Genomic DNA, 19,645 nt, shown 5'->3' with positions numbered 1-19,645 from the left:
AAGAAGGATTTCAATTTTTCCATACATACGATTAGTGACATTTTCCTCGAAATGGCAGGAACTATCAAACTTGATGTCGAAATTAAGTTTTACAATCGACAAATCACTATAAAAATTTATATAAAGCATTAACAAAAATCCGTATACATAAAATAAAAACTAGGAGCGTGACGAAAGAAATGACAAGCGAATTGCAAATGCTAGAAAAAGAAGGAATACAAAGTGAAGATCTTGTACAGCAGCCGCAAGCCGTCGAAACGTTATTCGTAAATGAGTTCATAGATGGTATTTTAGATCCACAACAGAAAATGCTTGGACCTGTCAAAGACGGTGGCACAATTATTGCTAATACGACGCCAGGATGTTGGGGCCCGATGCTAACACCAACGATTCGTGGTGGGCATGAAGTAACGAAGCCTGTATATGTAGAAGGGGCAGAGGTAGGGGACGCCATCGTTATCCAGATTAAATCAGTACAGGTAACATCAGTAGCAACAGCATCTGGACACGATGAGGCAATTTTGGACCGATTCATTGGGGATCCATTCGTATCCGTAAAATGTCCGGGTTGTGGTAAGCTTCATCCTAGTACAGTTGTCAAAGGAATAGGTCGGCAGGCTATTCGCTGTTCGACATGTGATACAGAAACATCACCTTTTAACATGACGCATGGCTACACTATGGCGTTAGATCATAAAGGTAATATTGGTGTGACTGTTGGGCGAGAAGGTGCTCGCCGAATTGCACTTGATGCTAAAAATTATATGCGTACACCTGAAAATTCTGTGCAAAATCCTGTGGTTGCATTAGCACCAAGTGATTTGATTGGTGTTATGGCAAGAATGCGACCTTTTTTAGGGCAGCTTGGAACGACACCTTCAAAGGCGATGCCAGACTCCCATAATGCTGGTGATTTTGGTTCGTTTTTAATCGGTGCGCCACATGAATATGCATTTACGCAGACGGAATTAGATACACATCGTACAGATGGACATATGGATATAAGCCGTGTTCGTGAAGGGGCAACAATTATTTGTCCAGTAAAGGTTCCGGGCGGTGGTGTGTATATTGGTGATATGCACGCAATGCAAGGGGACGGAGAAATTGCAGGACATACAACGGATGTTGCTGGTATTGTTCAACTTCAGGTAAGTGTGTTGAAAAAAGTAGCTTTGGATGGCCCTGTTTTATTGCCAAATACAGAGGATTTACCTTATACGGCTAAACCTTTTACAAAGGAAGAAAAACGCCGTGCACGTGAGCTTGCTGAGGAATTCGGCGTGAAACAAGTGGAAGAAGTATTCCCTGTATCAATTGTTGGCTCTGGAACATCATTAAATGAAGCAACAACTAATGCTATAAGCCGTGCTGCAAGGCTTTTTGAAATGAGCGAGCCAGAGGTTATGAATCGAGCGACGATTACAGGCTCGATTGAAATCGGCCGTCATCCAGGAGTCGTAACAGCAACTTTCCAAGTACCTAAAACAGTACTAAAAAAAGCGAGAATTTATAAACCAGTGAAAAAACAATATGATTAAATGTAAGCCCAAAAGTCCGAAAAGAAAGCATCTAGAAAATTTCATAGTTTGCTTTTTTGTGTTATAGGTGAAAAAACTATTTTTGCATCTGCCGCTGCGCTTTCGGGGCAGAGAAAATACGTCAAAAATTTGACGTATTTTTTTGTAACTATTTTGTTGGTCACTCGTCTACTGTTGTGAGAATGCTTTTTCTCGATTGTATTGGTGAATGATGCATAGCTTTTTTAGTTGTGCGTACTATGGCGCTAGCTTTGAGCTGACGTAGGCAATGAGCTATTTGTGACAATACGAATGGGCTACCAACTTATGAGTGATTGTCCAATGAGCTCATTTGCCACTCATCTTTTAAACAGCAAATAATCTTTCCCCATCTATGAGGTATTTGACCTTTAGATGGCTTTTTTTATGCGTTGAGTTAAAGTTGTCGATATTACACGAATACTTTTGTTGTCATTTCTTTTATCCATATCACGATTTCTTTAGCATATGTTGGATAAGATTTGTTATATTGAAGAAAGAGTGATCAAACTTTTTGGCAAGTATTTTACATGATAGGGGAAGATCGTTGTTGGTTGAATTTGATGGGGGGCTCCATTTGCATGTTGTTGGATTGTGATGAGCAGTTATTCATGACATATAAACAAAGTGGTGAAGAGGGTGCTGAAAAGCTACTTTCAAAATGGTTAGAAGCAGAGATTGATTCACCAGCAGACCCGAAAATTCTAGGTACTGCACTTTCACCGAGTTTATTTTTAGTGAATGAGGAAACAGCGATGAATATTGCGTTTTCAACTGCACGAAAATATTGGGGTCGTGTAACGACAGATATGCAAACTTTTTTTAATAACCATGGTTTGGATACTAAATTTGTTAATGAACGTCTCAATGCCTTTTTTTATACGCAAAAAGGTAAGGAGACCTTTTTTGAGCAGCTTTTTGCACAGCATACAATGGACTTAGAGCGATTAATTTGGCTAATTTTCGGTAAGCGAATGCAAATTACAATGCCCGTTAACGAACTACAAACTATATTTTTATATAAATTTGAAAATGAATATTTTGTGCATATGATTTATAAAGAAGAAGCTCAATTTTGGCATGGGCTTTTCATAAAAAAAGTTTATTCACTATTTATCCACAAACCATTAGAACAATTCACATTTATCCATGAAATGATGAGTCATATTGAGCAGTCCACAAGAAAAACCTGTGTACATGTGGATAACTTTGTGAATAATTATAGAGAAACTCTTGATAAGTGTATAACTTATGTGGATAACCGTAATTCTACTTGTTTGGCTAAAAAACAGTTACATCTTTACCAAATTGTAACGCACTATCGTTTATCGAAAGGGGATTATCGGTGTGTTAAAGCGCTAATTACTTCCTTTGAAGCGGATTGGCGTTATTCGATGTATGCACTGACAGAGAAAGAAAAAGTTCTGATTGCCTATCTTCTGTTTCATATAGCACATCAGGAACAGAATCCTGAAACTGTTATTCACTACGGAGAGTATTTATTAGAAGATGAACGACTTAATAATTACGCGATAGAGATATTGTTGGAATATAAGGATTTATTGCCGAATCGTAAGCCAACACCTCCGGCCATTATTAAAAATTATGAACTTAATTTTTTAGAAAACTTGTATGCAATATTGCTTGATCATTATGTAAACATGGGGCGTTATCAAGAGGGGCTCCTGCTTTTAAAGGAACATGTACTAGCCTCCAATAAAAAAATACATGCCTCTTTAGTACAGGGTAACTATAGTAATGAGCAATTTATTGCGATTGAGGCATCAGTTCAGCAGGATATTGCTCTTCATGTGAATAATTCATTACAGCATATTGGCTTGTCTGTGGAAGAATGGCGCCGACATTATCGTCAGCTAGAAACGCCTTGCTATTTGGTAGCACAGAGCGCATCCTTGCATATGCTCAATATTTTAAAAGTTTTATTTGTGACGGAACAGTATGAGCTGTTTGAAAAACTAATGGAAATTTATAAAAAATATTTACTCATTGATGATCATTTTGAAAAGCTACGAGTCTTTATAAGTGCATATGTTTAACTTATTTCAGCGGGTGTACAAAAACATCCGCTGAAATAGAGGAACTCAGGCATAAGAACGCCACGTCCTGTGGCAAATTATCTGTGCGACAGCTACAATTATGCCGAGGCATAATTGATTAGAAATACAAAAAGTGTCTAATGTGTTTTTTTCAGCATTAGACACTCTTTTTTATTTTGTGTAGTTGGTCTACGATATTATTCTAAAACCCCTTTGTCCTTTAAATCAGCAATTTGCTCGACGCTATAGCCAAGTGAAGACAATACTTCTTCATTATGCTCTCCAAGCTTGGCACCGACATGCTTATACTGAGGCTTAACACCGTCAAACTTAAAAGCAGATGCAATTTGTTTTTGCGTAGTACCGTCGCTTTTTGGAATATCAACAATCATATCACGAGCCCTAAGCTGAGGATGCTCGCATGCTTCTGGGAAAGTTAATACTGGTTCGACGCATCCCTCGAAATCCTCGTTAAATACTTCAAGCCATTCTTCGTAAGTCTTCGATAAAAACGCATCATGGACAGCTTCTTTAAAACGAATTTGTGTATAGTAGGAATCATTAAACGTATTATCAATGAGCTCAGGAATATCAAGCGCTTCACAGAGTAATCTGCGGAATTGAGGCTCAAGACTTCCTACCGAGAAAAATCGGCCATCCTTCGTTTTGTAAAAGTCATAGTAGCTACCACCATTTAAAATTTCTTGCTCAGGTTGAGGTATACGACCACCGCCAATATAGGCAGAGCCATACATAGCATTGAGTGAAAATACAGCATCGGTCATACTTATATCAATATATTGTCCTTCACCTGTTTTTTCACGATGTAAAGCAGCTGCGAGTACTCCGATTGCTGAATGCATCGTGCCCCCAGCCATATCAGCAAGCTGAATACCCATTGAGACAGGTTTTTTATCTTTATGACGTGAATAATCAAGTATGCCAGCTAATGATAAATAGTTATTATCATGTCCTGGCCGATTGCTATATGGTCCAGTTTGTCCATAGCCTGTAATAGAGCAATAAATAACCTTAGGATTTACTTCTTTTAGAGCTTCATAGCCGATGCCAAGTCGTTGCATGACACCAGGTCGAAATCCTTCGATAATGATGTCGTATTCTTTCACAAGTGATTTAACAATTTCTATAGCTTCAGGCGATTTTAAATTTAATGTTAATGACTTTTTAGACCGATTCAAATGTTGATGAATATACGCCTCATGATCATCGTCGTAAGGAGGCATAATACGTGTTAAATCTACGCGCTTTGATGATTCAACGTGAATAACCTCGGCGCCAAGATCAGCAAATATCATTGTCGCCATTGGTCCCGGTAGTAATGCAGAAAAATCGAGAATTTTTAACCCCTTTAAAATACCCAAATCTCCCAACCCCTTTTTGTGTAGGCTATATTGTATTCAAGAATGCATTGTAGCGCTTTTCTCATAATCCCCATTTTGTGAAAAGCATGTATCACCTCTGTATTAATACAGAGTGGTAATAAATTACCAGTATTATAACAAAAGAAATGATGGCTTGACTATGTTAAATTTTATTATAAAATATTTAGTTGAAAAATTATATGTCAGAATAACAATAAAAGTAAAAAAATTCAGAATCTATGATCATCTTCATAACAAGGGGATGTTTTCGGGGACCGTTTACTTTCTGCCAAATTTCAGATTGCAGAAAGGGTACGCAAAAATCTCTATGCAATAGATGCCTGCATAGAGATTTTTGTGTATATTGGTCATCGCCGATCAACTTCAACCATTCAAATTATTTAGAATAAAAGTTAACTGTATAATAGGGCGCACCGTTATCTTTAAAGCAGACACCAACAAAAATATGTGTAAATTCATTTCTTAAAATATTTATACGATGTCCTTTTGAATTCATCAGTGCTTCATGGGCAAATATACTATTGGGTTGACCTTGTGCTATATTTTCGCCATACCAATAGTGATCAACTCTACCAGCAGTGAGGCGGTCATTGGAATGATAACCATTATGATCTTTATGACTAAAAAATTGGTGTGTGATCATATTGCTACTATGCTGCCGAGCAATAGGATTACATCTTTTGTCATAAATGAGTGGTTGCAATCCTTCTATAACCCGCTCATGGTTAATAAGTACAGCCATTAAATCTTCAAGGCCTGTTCGTAGTTCATTGGAAGGCTTACCATAATAACTACGTTTACTTAATTCAGTTTTGGCATTAATCCAACTAATAGAACGAACCATATTGTTTTTGTGTAAATCATAGAAAAAAGTAACATAGCAATCATCAATCAAATAGGTCCCGTGTGTAGTATTACCTTCACAATCGTTGTAATCGAGCAAATAGCTTGTATTTTGATAGCGAATAGCTCTAAGTGGAAGACCGTATTTTCTATTCACATCTATTCGATTAGCACCGATAGGAATACCAAATACACTATGCCCAGTGCGTGTTTCATATCCTCCGACCTCGTTGGAATTATGCCTTCCTACGAGGGAAAATTGGGAGTAGTCCTTCTCTACCTGATGCCATTTCATTTTATATTCACTTTGAAAGCTAGATAGTGACAAAGCTTTTTGTGTATTTGTTATTTTTGTACGAGCTGACTTATTCGTCCATAAAGCCATGCTAAAACCAACCATTATTGGAGCTACTTTACGTAACAACATATTAAAACCCTCTTCTAATAATAAGTTTATAATAAAAATCTATCAAAAAAATAAAAGTTCCATAGATATAAACTACTATATTTTTGTCTCGTTAACGATGCTAAAATTTTGGAACTTTCGTTACTATATGGCTTCCCGGGTTGATTTCTGTTCCGGCTGGGCGCTTTGTTGTTGCTGTCGCTTCACTTTCGCACAGAAAACATTTGTTGCTGTCGCTTCACTTTCGCACAGAAAACATTTGTTGCTGTCGCTTCACTTTCGCACAGAAAACATTTGTTGCTGTCGTTCCTCTATCGCAGATCCCCAAGGAATCGCCCAGCCTACACTCCAATCAACTTATATACAAGGTAAATTTTTATCTCGAATTTTAATGCTGAGTCTACTATATTGCTTTTGTTATAAGGGGGCCATGAAAGTACTATTTTTACAAATACTTTTCTCTCCTTAAAAGAAATTTTCTTAATAAGGAATTTTTTTGTGTTTTAATAGAATAATAGAAGAAATTATAAACTAGGGGTAAAAGATAGAAAATGAAATCAAAACAGATCAAGTTAAAGTATTTAATCATGGGTGTTGCCATGGCTGCTTTTTTCTTAACAGGAATTGGTAGTATTTGGAGTGGTTACCGAATGAATGTTGCTTCGATTAAAGAAAATACACTTGAAACGAATCGAGTATATGCACAAAAATTAGCAACAACCGCAAGTTCTTATCTTGAAGAATCATTTCAGATTTTAGGGTATAGTGCCAGCACGATAAAGACGAAAATGCATGATAGCAATGCATTGCTTCAGGAAACGGAGCGTTTGGAAAAGCAAAATAACATGTTTAACTCTGTTCTTATTACAAATGCAGAAGGTCATGTATTATCTATTTCACCACCATCTGAAGAGGTACAAGGTAAAGTATTAACTTCAGTTGGAGCGAAAGAAGCTTTATCTAAAAGGGAACCTCTTGTCTCAAAGCCTTATAAGGGGATTACAGGGCGACTCCTTATTTTTATATCGTATCCCATATTTTCAGAGACAAATGAGTATTTAGGAATGGTAGCTGGGACAATTTATTTAAAGGAACGAAATGTTTTTAATGAATTACTCGGAGAGCATTATTATCATGATGGTTCATATGTGTACGTAGTTGATTCAGATGGGCGCGTTATCTATCATCAGGACCATAGTCGGATCAATGATATCGCTATTGATAATGAAGTTGTGCAAGCAGTGGTTTCTGAAAAAAGCGGGGCTCAGCAAGTAAGGAATACTAGAGGAGTAGAAATGCTTGCTGGTTATAGCAACGTACCTTTAACAAGCTGGGGAGTAGTTGCTCAAAGACCGTTAAATGTAGCATTGGCTCCTTCGTTTGATAGAGTACAAGATGTAGCTATAAAATCCATTCCGCTTATGCTAATTTCGATTTTTATTGTCCTTTGGATGGCAGCACGTATAGCTAAACCATTACAGCAATTAGCTACTTTAACAGAGGAGAGCATGGAATCGAAAAATGTAGAAGGCTTGAAATCTGTACGTAGTTGGTATTTCGAAGCGCACTATTTAAAAAGTGCACTCATTCGGAGTTTAACATTTTTACAGGGCCAGGTGTCCTATTTTAAAGATCAATCTACAACAGATCCGTTAACAGGTGTAACGAATCGTCGCACAATGGATGCGATGCTAGCTGAGTGGCTTGAGAACGATTTGCCACATGCCCTCATTTTACTGGATTTAGATCATTTTAAAAGTGTTAATGATACGTATGGTCATGCTGTAGGTGATAAGGTTTTACAATTTTTAGCTCAAAATATGAAAGCAGTCGCTCGTGAGGGGGATGTTTGCTGTCGCTACGGTGGAGAGGAATTTGTGATGTTATTGCCAACTACTACTGCTGAGGAGGCGGCACAGGTGGCTGAACAACTCCGCGATGTGTTGGCACATACTACAAGTCCTTGTGGTCGCCCAGTTACATTATCAGCAGGTGTTGCAGTGTATCCACAAATGGCTGACACGACAGAAAAGTTAATTGAAGCAGCGGATGATGCGCTGTATCGTGCAAAACAAGCTGGACGAAATCGAGTCATGGTAGCAGAGCAAGAAAATAAATAAAAAATGTTTTAAAATAAGCATACATTTCTAATTTTAGGGTACATGATTAATGGAACGATCATTTGGGCAAACTACTTTTAAGTCATTCCCCATATGACTTGTAAATTAATTATGTTCAAATGATACGTAAACTCGGGACACATCTCTCGATCGACTTGACAAGATGTAAGGTTATCCCCCTTTCCCTTATGACATCGCAAGTACGACTAGATGTACGCCTATATATCGTTAAAGCCAAGTAAGCACCGATGCTCCTTGGCTTTTTTATATGGGGATAAAAACTGAAATTGTTCCGATAAAACGAGAAAATGTTCCGATAAAAGTTAAAATTGTTCCGATAAAATGAAATTTTGTTCCGATAAATCTTCAAAGTATACATATAATAATGAATTCATCACAATAATGTTCCGACCAAGTCGCTTCGTTGTTGCTGTCGCTACGCTTTCGCACAGATAAAACATTTGCTGCCGCTACGTTAGCACTACGCTTTCCCACAGAGCCCAACCCAAGGTCTCATCTGTGACGCTAATCCCCAAGGAGTCGCCCAGTCGGAACGGAAATCAACCTCACGTTATGCCGGTGGATCTTTTTTATGTTTACTTCTTATTTTTGTTAACGATTTTCTTCCAGTATTTTAAAATTATCTATGAAGGTTCACTATCTACCTGTCGATATAAAGGGTATGATGAAAATGATATTTTGAACGTATCAAATACATAGATGAAAGGAAGAGTGGAATGGATAAAACAAAAGTCCAAAAAGTGAATAAAGCACTTATAGCAACTGTTTTTGCTACTAGTGGGATGGCTGTTGTAGTACCACCACCACAAAAAGCAGCTGCTGCGGCTAATTCACCATTCACGGATATTGACCAATATTCAAGCCATTACGACAATATTTTAAAATTATACTCACAAGGTGCGATTAGTGGGTATGCAGATAGAACCTTTCGGCCAGATCAAAATGTAACACGTGGTCAAGCAGCAAAAATGCTGGCAACTGTTTTAAACTTAGATTTAAAAAATGTACAAGATCCATACTTTAAAGATGTCCCAAAAAGCAGTGAATACTACAAGTATATAGCCGCATTACAAAATGCAGGAATCATGGCTGGGTATTCAAATGGAACATTTATGCCCAATGAAGTGATTACACGTGGGCAATTAGCGAAAATTTTAGTGCTTGGCTTTAAATTTGAGGTCGCATCTAATTACAACAATAGTTTCAAAGATGTAACTAGCCAAACAAGCAACGCCATCTATATTCAAACTTTAGTAGATTTAAAGATTACAGAAGGGACAACACCCGTCACTTTCTCACCATATAATGCGGTAACACGTGGACAAATTGCATCTTTTATTGTGCGTTCACAAGAGAATAAGGGCAATGCCACATCTTTCAAAATTACAGGTGTTGAAGACGATAATGTCTACATAAATGGTGAGCCTTACTCAGTACCGGAAAGTCTCGCACATATTTTTAACGAAGATAACGCCCCGGTATTAAAAGGTGCACTTATTGAAGGGGACCTTTCAGGTAAAACCATTCGCTCTGTTTCGAAGCTAACATTGAACGCTAGCGGGACAAGCTCAAGATTTCTAGAGTTTGATGGCGATCATAAGTCCTTCGGCGCGACAATAGTTGTCAATGGGAACTATATTGAATTTTCAAATGTTACATTGACTGGCACAATGTTTGTTAATGAAACGGTACGTCCACCTTTACAATTAGGCGTTTCCTACTACAAGCCATTATCGCTAGGCCCGATAGCAAGCACCAATACGGCATTTATTAACTGGTCTAATCCAGATAATCCAAATGATGAAGGTTCGTCCTCGTCCAATAACGGTCCGACAACAGATCTTCAAAATTGGACAGATCAGAATCCCGACAAGAATCCTGATAAAAACAAGCCATTTGTGAACTGGTCTAAAGATAAAGTGACGATGAAAAATGTTGAAAAACATATTGAATTTTATAACAGCACTGTATCACGCCTAGTTGTCTCTCAAAGTGGTACAAAAATCGAAACAAATATGAAGCTACCACGTGTAGACATCATCAGGAATGTCCGCGAATTTGAGATTCAAGGAAATATCGGCACACTGAATCTTGATACAGAAACAAAGCTAACAATTTACGGAACTGGCAATATCGACAGGATTAACTACAATAGCTTTACTGATTTAGAGCTATATATAGACGGTCGCGTAGGGATTCTGTACGTTGATAATGTATATGGTTGGGTGGATCTTGGAGATTACACGTATGTTGACAAAGTTATTATACCGAAGGGCGAGTCACCGAATAATATCTTCGACGACTTCCTAGAGGATAAAGATAATATTGGCACTATTACCGATCCAGACGGTAAACCAGTCGATAAAGACGATATTGATAATCAAAAACCAGCTGATAAAACAAAACCTTTAATCGACATTACGAATGTGGCAGTTCTAAATGGTAGTGATGTTCAGGTAGACTTTACTTCAGATAAAGTTGGAACGTACTACTATATTGTTCGTGAAAAAGGCGCCGATGTACCAACGAAAAAGGAAATGGTAAATCGTATTTCCACTGACAATGCGGCAAGTGGAACAGGCGCAGCGGTGAAGGGCAAAAACACTATTAAAATCACTAATTTAGGTGAGAAAAAAGAATATGTTGTTTATGTGATGGTTGTTGACGGGGCGAAAAATGTTTCGGATATTAAATCACAATCATTCCAAATGAAAGATGGAACACCACCAGTTGTTAAATCTTTAACAGTTACACCTCTACATGGCGGTACACGTGCAGAGTTTACATTTACAGCAAGTGAACCAGGAGACTATTACTACTACGTACGTAAAAAGACGACTCAAGCTGATCCAACAACTGCAGATATTGTTGCTAAACCAACAGGTAAGGGCAAGGCAGTTGCAGGGAAACTTGGAATTACTGAAATACTAACAGGTTTAGAGGCTGAAACAGAGTATCAACTTTATGTAGTGATGAAGGATGATTCAGGTAATTATTCAAAAGATCCCGCTGTGGCGAAAGAATTTAAAACGAGCGAGCTTGATAATGTTCCTCCATATGTGGAACAAGGAAAGCTAGTAAGAAAGAGCAACAATCAGTTTGAGCTAACTGTGAGCGAAGCATTGGATCCCAAAAGTGCTAACGACGTTAATAATTATTTGTTAACAGGTACAGTTATTGTTAATGTAACTGGAGAAAAAGGGATTAAACCATCAGCTGTAGAGTATAAGCCTGGAGATAAAAAAGTATTATTAACAATTCCATCTGATACAGGGTTCGTTAATGGTGATACATTGCGTGTGACGGTGTTACCTGGTGTTAAAGATTTAGCGGATAATGCATTTGAAAACGCGAATAACGTGAAGCCAGGAAACTCTATCCGTAACTCTGCGGAGTATAAACATGATGATACTGTAATGCCAGTTATAAAAATAGAAAATACGGTGAATAAAGCTGATGAATCTGATGGTTTCCGTCGAGCAGAAATTGAATTCAAGCCGAACAAGGCCGGTACGTATTACTATATGATATTACCAGATACAGTAGTCGATAATGGCGAAACGAAGACTTTCCAACAGTATTTAACAGATCGTAATATTACAGAACGTGATTTTACTAATGAATTTGCAGGTGATTCTAATAAATCTGGTTACTTCCAAATTGGTGGAGAAAATATTTATATTCAACGTGGCTCAGGCACGGCAGATTTAGAAACGGCTACACAAAAGTTCCCTGTATCTGTTGAACAAAAAAACCTGGATCCGTTTAGCAGCTATTCTGTTTACATGGTACTAAAAGATCGTGGTGGTGAACTTTCTAAAATAGCAGGTCCTAAAGAAGTATTTGGAGATGTTAAAGCACCGTTAATTCGAGATTTGGATATTAAACCAAAAGAAAATGATGATAAAAAAGCAACGATTAGTTTTGAAACGAACGAAACAGCAAAAGTTAATTACTGGTTTGTAGAAAAGAGAATTAAAGATAAAGATGGCAATTTAATTGATAATCCAGACGCTAAATTAACGGCACCAGCTGATGAGAAGTATTTAGAAGCGAAACTGAAAGCAAGTCCATCTGTATCTAAAATAGGTAAAGGTATTTCTGGAAAAGTAGATGCGGTAGGAGTATCATTAAAGCCACATACTGAATATGTTGTTTACGTTGGAGCAGAGGATACGTATGGTAATTTCACGATTTATAAGGCGAATGATCCATATAATGACCATGATAGATCAGCAACAGGCTTGATGAAACAAGATTTCTACTCGGATGGTACACCACCAAGCATTGGCATGACGTCCCCTATGGACAATAAAAAGTATCCAGGACTTATCTACCGCAATGATGATGATACATTTACTATCACGTTTAGTGAAACGATTATGCGTGATGAAAATGGTAAATCAAGCCTTGTAGGTACAGATGATAAAGTTGTTGTTGGTTTGGCAGATATCTTGAAGATTACTACAAAAGACACGAATGGTAATGATATTGATGTTACAGACAAATACGAACCTGTGTCTTATACAGTAGGAGCAGATACTACAAAAGATAGTAAACTCATTATTAAACCGAAATTACCAAGTGACGCTAATAAAACAATTACTGTTACAATGAATGATAAAACTCGAGATTTTGTTATTCCAGGCTTTGAAGGACATAAGTTCATTAATACTGGTCAATATCTATACAGAACATTGGATGCGAAGTTTATGGAAATTAAACTTAGCTACCTTGAATCGTCAGGTGACGATAGAAAAGTTCAAGCGACTTTCGATTTGCTGGGCTCTGCTCAACAATTCTATGAAAATGGCGAGTTACTGAAGTACTACTACTTATCAGATACAGCAGGAACAGATCCTAATGTTATTAAAGATAGATTACCAGCGGAGGTAATTGATACAGTTGTGCATGGTTCAAATAGTTCATTAGCTAAAGGAACAGGAACAATTGCGACAAATGTTGCTCGTATTACAAAAGAGCTGACGCATCCAGCCAAATTCTTTAACGGTGACTGGGTGACAATTGTATTGGAAGATAAGTATGGTAATTTCCATAAGTTTTATGCGAAGGTTGGCTATAAGGACCCTGCCATCCAAACAACGCCATAAGCATACAAAAACCAAGTGGTCATATAAAGACTACTTGGTTTTTACTTTGATGAAAGATATTAAATTGCTTATTTCCTAAAAATTCTCCAATCTTTTAGAATGAAAAACCCTCCTAGCTAAAATCTTAGCAGAAGGGCTGTTATATATATTTAATAGGCATATAGTTACCTCTAACTACAACGCTGTATACCCACCATCCACAGTAAACACGCCTCCTGTAACAAAAGAAGAAGCCCCAGAAGCTAGGTATAACGCTATACCACCTAGTTCATCCGGTGTCCCAGGTCTGCCCATAGGGGTTAGGTTCATCCAAGTATCCATCATGTCTCCTCTTTGTTCAAAATATGGCTTTGTCAGCTCTGTTTTCATGTATCCTGGAGCAATTGTATTCACTTTTATATGATGCTTTGCCCATTCCATTGCTAAACTCTTCGTAAGCATAATCACACCAGCTTTTGATGCGTTATAGGAAGATTGGCATTGTGAGGTATTAGCAATGACACCAGACATAGAGGATATCTTTTACTAGTTAATCACACTAAATTTGATAAAACAGTATTTTAAAACTATTTGATATAGCGATATCGATGTTGTTGTAGCAGACAAAAAACCCTGCAGAATGGATCGAGAGACTTAAAACAAATAATGTCCAACTAATTTGTTGAATCACTAGCGTCAGAATTTAATTTTCCTTTCGTCATCTAGTTGGCCAGTATATTTTTGTAGTGCCTGTCCTGCTCTCCATTGTTCAATAAGAAGCAGGTCTATTGCTTTGTATATAATTACTGATAGAACAAATAGTACCCAGAAGAGACATCTCAAAATCTATTGAGATGTCTCTTTTTATGTTTAAAAGAAAATAAAATCCGTTAAACCGCATTATTATCCGTCTATTGGTAGAGAAGTTGGACTAAAAAAATTAAGATAACTATATTTCTAAATGAGAAAAATTATCAAAAAGGAGATCTTAAATAAACATATTGAATAGTTTCTTTATTTTAAGAATCATAGGCATTCATTAATGAAAGGGGAATGAAAAGTGAAAAATTTTTGGGTATTTGTTATGACCGGAATGCTATTAATCGTTACAACTACAGGATTTGCCCGTATGGCTTACGGGATTGTATTACCTTTTATGCAGGAAGGGCTGTCATTAACTACATCACAGTCAGGTTTATTAGGTACGATGCTCTTTTTAGGTTATTTACTTACAGTAGGTCTGTCTGGGATGCTGACGATGCGTATTGGAGCGAAAAACGTGCTGTTGGCAGGCGGAGGCTTTGTTATTGCGGGTTTAGGAGGTCTTATATTTATCCCGAACTTTTGGTGGGCTGCTATTTCTTTATTTTTAGCTGGTGCTGGTAGTGCTCTCGTCTATACACCACTACTATCAATAGCAGTTAGCTCATTTCCAAAGAAAAGAGGGACGGTGATGGGGCTACTAATGAGTGGTGCAGGAGTTGGGATGCTATTGTCTGGATTAATCGTGCCCTTTATGCTTCAGCATTTTCCTGAGTTTGGCTGGCGAGGAGTTTGGTTAGTATTTGAGGTAATCACAATTATAGTCGTATTAGTGGCATTTTTTGTGATAAAGACACCACACTCGGCAGAAAAGGGTTCTGTACAAGAAAAAACTAAAGTCTGGAGAAGTAAAGAGCTATACCTCCTAGCTGGAATTTATTTTGCCGTTGGACTTGTTTATCTTATTCCGAATTTATATCAAACAAGCTATATGAAGGACATCGGGATTTCTAATGCAGTGGCAGGCTCAATTTATGCTGTTGCAGGGATCGTTTCCATTGGAGGTGCGCCATTATGGGGAATGCTAGCGGATAAGATAGGCGTAAAAAAAGCATTAATAGCAGCGTTGCTTTTGTCAATTGTTGGAGATATCTTTCCAATACTATTTCCTAATGTAGTTGGATTTATCGTGTCTGCTATTATATGGGGCTCGTCTCTTGGAGGTGTCCTTATACTCATTCAAATGAAGGCAAGCCAGGAGGTATCGGCAAAATATGTGGCATCAGCGATCAGTTTTATTTCTATCTTTTATGCTATCGGTCAAATGATTGGGCCAGGACTTGTAGGATGGCTTATAGAATATGCTGGGGGATATGCTACTGCGTATGGTTTTGGAGCTACTATCTTCTTTTTGTGTTTACTGCTATCGATGGTACTTACTACTAAAGAAGAATAGCTAAATCGCAGTTCGTTTGCTATACTTTGGTTATAATTGATAATCGTTCTCAATAAACTGAAGGATGGTGATGAACACGTTGGATACTAATTTCCATGATAATTTTAATGAATTTTTTCATGCATTGGAAATATCAAAGGTACATGAATGTCCGTTTGTATTCCAACCAAATATGCAGGAAGGAGCTATACATCGTTTTATTCCTCGCCGAGATTTAGAAGTGGTTATATCTGATTACTCATTTTATCGAGAGCACCAAATGCAAATAGTTACAAAACAGCCTATGGTTGAGCTTAGTCTTTGTCTACAAGGTAATAGAGGTGTTTACATCTCAGGCTCAGAATATGAAATTTCTTCAGGAACATGCTCGCTTCAATTTATAGAGCAGGTGGGGGCAAATTTTATGTTTCATAAAAATCAATCCTATAAAATGGTTGGGATTGGTATTCCGGTTTCAACTTTCAATCATTTTATGAGTGAAATTAGTAAAACTAGTGAGGAATCCCTAAGTTTCTCTAAAATTCTTGATGGAAAACGATATAGGCTATTTCAAGAGAGAATTAACGCATCTTCCTTAATTATTGTTCAGCAAATGTTAGATGCTATAGCAAGTAAGAAAATGACCAATTTAGAGCTAGAATGTCGAGCATTACAGCTATTATCAATGACATTTCGATCTCAACTATTTGATAATTCTCTTAGTCCTGTTATGTTTTCAAAAAGTGATAGAATCAAAATACAGCAAGCTCAATCAATTATTACAGAACATATGTCTAATCCTCCTACACTTATTGAACTATCACGTTTAGTTGGTTTAAACGATTACAAATTAAAAAAGGGATTTAAAGAGATGTTCGGAACAACAGTGTTTGGATATTTACGAGAAAAAAGGTTAGAGAAGGCATTCCTTTTATTACAAGAAGGGACTATGAATGTAACTGACATTGCAAATGCAGTGGGATATTCTAATCCTAGTTATTTCGCGGAAATTTTTAAGGAGAGATTTGGAATTAATCCTAGAAAAATATTAAGAGACCTTAATCGAATGTAGAGTCCTAGATTATAAAAACACCTTAAATTGAGTAAATCAATTTAAGGTGTTTATTATGGGAGTATCAAAAGATAACTAGTAAGTGCCTTTCCATTTACAGTTTCTTGCTCTATCGCTTTATGAACAATTAAGCCATTATGCGGTGTAAATACATATGTGATACCAAATAAGGGATATCTGGTTTAAGACCAGCCCTCCACCATCACACCCAACCAAACGCTCGAGCAATTGTTGCTGTTAGCCATGTTACGCCAATAGCAATAACAGTTGGAATTAAAAACGACATAAATGTCCATTTTGCACTTTTTGTTTCTTTATAAATATTGACTAAAGTTGTTCCGCAAGGGAAGTGTAGAAGTGAAAATAACATCATATTTAAAGCTGTTAGCCAAGTCCAGCCTTGGTCGATAAACACTTGTTTTAGCTTTGATAGATCTTCAATTTCTAGCATAGCCCCTTGAGATAAATACGCCATAATTAGGATAGGGATAACAATTTCATTGGCTGGTAGCCCAAGAATAAATGCAGCCATAATAAAGCCATCCATACCAAGAGCGTGACCAAACGGCTCTAAAAAGTTAACAAAATGCATTAGAATGCTCGTATCACCAACGTAAATATTGGCGAATACCCAAGTTAAAATAGAGGCAGGCGCTGCAACAATAACCGCTCTTTTTAATACATTCCATGCTTTATCAATACTTGCTCTTAAAATTGTATCCCAAAACTTAGGTTTTCGGAATGGTGGAAGCTCTAATGTGTAATGGGTTGGTACACCCTTTAAAGCTGTTTTAGAAAGAACCCAGGAAACGGATAATGTCACAACGACGCCTAACATAACAAATCCTATTAAAATGGCCGATGTTACAAGTGTACTTGTTGCACCGGAAAAGCCAGTTACCATAAATAAAGATGCTAATAAAATAAGTGTTGGCCATCTCCCGTTACAAGGAACAAAATTGTTCGTTAAAATGGCTAACATTCGTTCACGAGGAGATTCTATAATTCTCGTTGACAGAATAGCAGCGGCATTACAGCCAAAGCCCATTGCCATTGTTAATGACTGCTTACCATGCCCACCTGCTCGTTTGAATAAACGGTCCATATTAAATGCTACACGTGGTAGATAACCGTAGTTTTCTAATAGAGCGAACATAGGGAAGAATATAGCCATTGGCGGTAGCATAACACTGATAACCCAACCTGTTCCTCTAAATAGCCCAAGAACTAAAATACCGTGTAGCCATTCCGGTGCGCGCATTGTCTCAAAAAGACTCGTAAGCTGGCCCTCTAAATAGCCAAATAAGCTCGCTAACATATTAGATGGTACGTTTGCGCCAGCAATAGTAATGTAAAAGACAGTCCCAAGCAAGATAAGCATAATAGGGAATCCCCAAATGCGGGATGTGAAAATTTCATCTAATTTATCAGATCGGTACATTGCAGGTTGCTGCGATACTACTTTTTTACACAAAGATTTGCTTTTAGTATAAATATCACTAACGATTTCATCTCGAATATCCTCATTCGAAACCTCGTTCACTTCAGCTAAAATACCCTTAAGTGAATTATGATTTAACACTGACTGGGACTCCATTCGTTCTCACCTCGTGCTGTTTATTATTCTTATGATTTTGCAGTTTTAAGATCAATTCCTCATCACCGTCAAGTAAGCGAAGGGCGACCCATCTTGATGGATATTTTTCATCAAAATAACCTTCTAATTTCGATTCTATCTTTGTAATGGCTTCCTCTATTTCTTTCGAATATTTCATGCGATACGGAGTTGTCACAATTGTCCCATTCACCAGTTGACTTAATGTATCCAACAGTCGATTGATACCTTTTTTATTTCTTGCCGATATTTTTACGACTGGGACTCCTAGTTCACGAGCTAATCTCCTGTCATCAATTCGAATACCCTTTTTCTCCGCTTCATCAATTAAATTGATACAAATGATGACGTTATTTGTCATTTCTAAAACTTGGAGCGCAAGATTTAAATTTCTCTCTAATGATGTTGCATCAAGCACAACAATCGTTGCATCCGGTTGGTCAAAAACAATATGGTCTCTTGCGACTTCTTCATCTGCTGAATTGGAAAATAGAGAATAGGTCCCGGGTAAATCCACGAGTACATATTGGTCTCCTTTGTGTTCAAAAGATCCTTCTGCATGAACAACTGTTTTTCCTGGCCAGTTCCCAGTATGCTGTTTCAATCCTGTTAATGTATTAAATAATGTACTTTTACCGGTATTTGGATTTCCCGCTAAAGCTATTCTATTAACTCTCACTCTGTATTCCCCCTAACAATTTCGCCCAAAATCATAGAGCTTTCATCATTGCGTAATGCAATCGTCGTATTGCTTACGCGATAAGCAACAGGGTCGCCTAAAGGACTTTTGCGAAGAACAGAGATTTCTGCTTCTTTCACAAAGCCTAAATCTAATAATCTTCTTCTAAGAGGACCCTTAATATTAATTTCTTTTATTAAAAAGCAATCTCCAAATGAGCATTCAGAAAGTGGTTTCAATATTTTTCTCATACGAATTTTTTGTTCCTTTCCATAATAATATTTCCTTAACTTCATAATGTTTCTCTGAGGAAACTTTATTATTGATTATCCCTGTTTTATGACAATTGTCAATAGTTACCTGGATTTTTTTGAAAGAACGCAAGAAAAGAACGTTCTGATGAAGGGAAGAAAGATGCATTGTCTAATCAGTTGTTGGACCAAGAAATGTTAATAAAGGGGGCTGATTGGAATACTAAGTAGTGCAAAGTTGTTGATGAAATGATATGAAAAGGTCCTCTTTATGATGTATTAATGTAAGTGGGATTTCGTTACAGGTGCCCATTGAATTTTTGAAAGAAGAGGTT

12 protein-coding genes and 1 pseudogene are annotated in these 19,645 nt (G+C 37.2%); 6 read left to right on the top strand and 7 right to left on the bottom strand.

Annotation, left to right across the window (positions count from 1 at the left end; genetic code table 11):
• Nucleotides 1–197 precede the first annotated feature (197 nt).
• Nucleotides 198–1,538 carry an acetamidase/formamidase family protein gene (locus ACYQ73_RS25125; protein WP_460015003.1) on the top strand — a complete coding sequence of 447 codons (1,341 nt, stop codon included), beginning with the start codon at nucleotides 198–200 and terminating at the stop codon, nucleotides 1,536–1,538.
• A 599-nt stretch (nucleotides 1,539–2,137) separates the two neighbouring features.
• Nucleotides 2,138–3,613, top strand: a complete 1,476-nt coding sequence (locus ACYQ73_RS25120) for a hypothetical protein (RefSeq protein WP_460014945.1) — start codon at nucleotides 2,138–2,140, stop codon at nucleotides 3,611–3,613.
• 197 nt (nucleotides 3,614–3,810) lie between these two features.
• Here ACYQ73_RS25120 and ACYQ73_RS25115 read toward each other — a convergent pair whose 3' ends face one another.
• The gene (locus ACYQ73_RS25115; protein WP_460014944.1) at nucleotides 3,811–4,995 is read right to left on the bottom strand and encodes a CaiB/BaiF CoA transferase family protein; all 1,185 of its coding nucleotides are present in this window, start codon (nucleotides 4,993–4,995) and stop codon (nucleotides 3,811–3,813) included.
• A gap of 397 nt (nucleotides 4,996–5,392) precedes the next feature.
• Complete coding sequence (locus ACYQ73_RS25110; RefSeq protein WP_460014943.1) at nucleotides 5,393–6,286, bottom strand: CAP domain-containing protein; 894 nt, start codon at nucleotides 6,284–6,286, stop codon at nucleotides 5,393–5,395.
• A gap of 530 nt (nucleotides 6,287–6,816) precedes the next feature.
• Between ACYQ73_RS25110 and ACYQ73_RS25105 the strand changes: the two genes are divergently transcribed.
• A complete protein-coding gene (locus ACYQ73_RS25105; protein ID WP_460014942.1) occupies nucleotides 6,817–8,385 on the top strand; it encodes a diguanylate cyclase in 1,569 nt (522 codons plus the stop codon).
• A 323-nt stretch (nucleotides 8,386–8,708) separates the two neighbouring features.
• On the opposite strand, the gene ACYQ73_RS25100 is transcribed toward ACYQ73_RS25105, so the two are convergent.
• Nucleotides 8,709–8,846, bottom strand: a complete 138-nt coding sequence (locus ACYQ73_RS25100) for a hypothetical protein (RefSeq protein WP_460014941.1) — start codon at nucleotides 8,844–8,846, stop codon at nucleotides 8,709–8,711.
• A 276-nt stretch (nucleotides 8,847–9,122) separates the two neighbouring features.
• On the opposite strand from ACYQ73_RS25100, the gene ACYQ73_RS25095 reads away from it, so the two are divergent.
• The gene (locus ACYQ73_RS25095) at nucleotides 9,123–13,517 is read left to right on the top strand and encodes an S-layer homology domain-containing protein (protein WP_460014940.1); all 4,395 of its coding nucleotides are present in this window, start codon (nucleotides 9,123–9,125) and stop codon (nucleotides 13,515–13,517) included.
• Nucleotides 13,518–13,691: 174 nt separating this feature from the next.
• On the opposite strand, the pseudogene ACYQ73_RS25090 reads toward ACYQ73_RS25095, so the two are convergent.
• A pseudogene (locus tag ACYQ73_RS25090) lies at nucleotides 13,692–14,033 on the bottom strand (SDR family oxidoreductase); the annotation flags it as partial.
• 547 nt (nucleotides 14,034–14,580) lie between these two features.
• Between ACYQ73_RS25090 and ACYQ73_RS25085 the strand changes: the two are divergent.
• Complete coding sequence (locus tag ACYQ73_RS25085) at nucleotides 14,581–15,714, top strand: MFS transporter (protein WP_460015002.1); 1,134 nt, start codon at nucleotides 14,581–14,583, stop codon at nucleotides 15,712–15,714.
• A gap of 70 nt (nucleotides 15,715–15,784) precedes the next feature.
• A complete protein-coding gene (locus tag ACYQ73_RS25080) occupies nucleotides 15,785–16,765 on the top strand; it encodes a helix-turn-helix transcriptional regulator (protein ID WP_460014939.1) in 981 nt (326 codons plus the stop codon).
• A gap of 202 nt (nucleotides 16,766–16,967) precedes the next feature.
• Here ACYQ73_RS25080 and ACYQ73_RS25075 read toward each other — a convergent pair whose 3' ends face one another.
• Genes ACYQ73_RS25075 through ACYQ73_RS25065 form a run of 3 tightly spaced genes read right to left on the bottom strand, consistent with a single transcriptional unit; the run spans nucleotide 16,968 to nucleotide 19,310 of the window.
• Entirely contained in the window at nucleotides 16,968–18,362 is a 1,395-nt protein-coding gene (locus tag ACYQ73_RS25075) for a nucleoside recognition domain-containing protein (RefSeq protein ID WP_460014938.1), read from the bottom strand.
• The gene (locus ACYQ73_RS25070; protein WP_460014937.1) at nucleotides 18,334–19,059 is read right to left on the bottom strand and encodes a FeoB small GTPase domain-containing protein; all 726 of its coding nucleotides are present in this window, start codon (nucleotides 19,057–19,059) and stop codon (nucleotides 18,334–18,336) included. Before ACYQ73_RS25070 ends, ACYQ73_RS25075 begins: the two co-directional genes overlap by 29 nt.
• Nucleotides 19,056–19,310 (bottom strand): FeoA family protein, encoded by a 255-nt coding sequence (locus ACYQ73_RS25065; protein WP_460015001.1) that lies wholly within the window; start codon nucleotides 19,308–19,310, stop codon nucleotides 19,056–19,058. The genes ACYQ73_RS25070 and ACYQ73_RS25065 overlap by 4 nt, the downstream gene beginning before the upstream one ends.
• Nucleotides 19,311–19,645: the final 335 nt, after the last annotated feature.

Source organism: Lysinibacillus sp. CTST325, assembly GCF_054665055.1.
This window is presented reverse-complemented; position numbering and strand designations above follow the sequence as displayed.

Bases quoted from the DNA above. Each gene is read 5' to 3' on its own strand.
- ACYQ73_RS25125 (WP_460015003.1), top strand. From the start codon at position 198: ATGCTAGAAAAAGAAGGAATACAAAGTGAAGATCTTGTACAGCAGCCG.
- ACYQ73_RS25120 (WP_460014945.1), top strand. From the start codon at position 2,138: ATGTTGTTGGATTGTGATGAGCAGTTATTCATGACATATAAACAAAGT.
- ACYQ73_RS25110 (WP_460014943.1), bottom strand. From the start codon at position 6,286: ATGTTGTTACGTAAAGTAGCTCCAATAATGGTTGGTTTTAGCATGGCT.
- ACYQ73_RS25105 (WP_460014942.1), top strand. From the start codon at position 6,817: ATGAAATCAAAACAGATCAAGTTAAAGTATTTAATCATGGGTGTTGCC.
- ACYQ73_RS25100 (WP_460014941.1), bottom strand. From the start codon at position 8,846: ATGTTTTATCTGTGCGAAAGCGTAGCGACAGCAACAACGAAGCGACTT.
- ACYQ73_RS25095 (WP_460014940.1), top strand. From the start codon at position 9,123: ATGGATAAAACAAAAGTCCAAAAAGTGAATAAAGCACTTATAGCAACT.
- ACYQ73_RS25085 (WP_460015002.1), top strand. From the start codon at position 14,581: ATGACCGGAATGCTATTAATCGTTACAACTACAGGATTTGCCCGTATG.
- ACYQ73_RS25080 (WP_460014939.1), top strand. From the start codon at position 15,785: ATGAACACGTTGGATACTAATTTCCATGATAATTTTAATGAATTTTTT.
- ACYQ73_RS25075 (WP_460014938.1), bottom strand. From the start codon at position 18,362: ATGGAGTCCCAGTCAGTGTTAAATCATAATTCACTTAAGGGTATTTTA.
- ACYQ73_RS25065 (WP_460015001.1), bottom strand. From the start codon at position 19,310: ATGAGAAAAATATTGAAACCACTTTCTGAATGCTCATTTGGAGATTGC.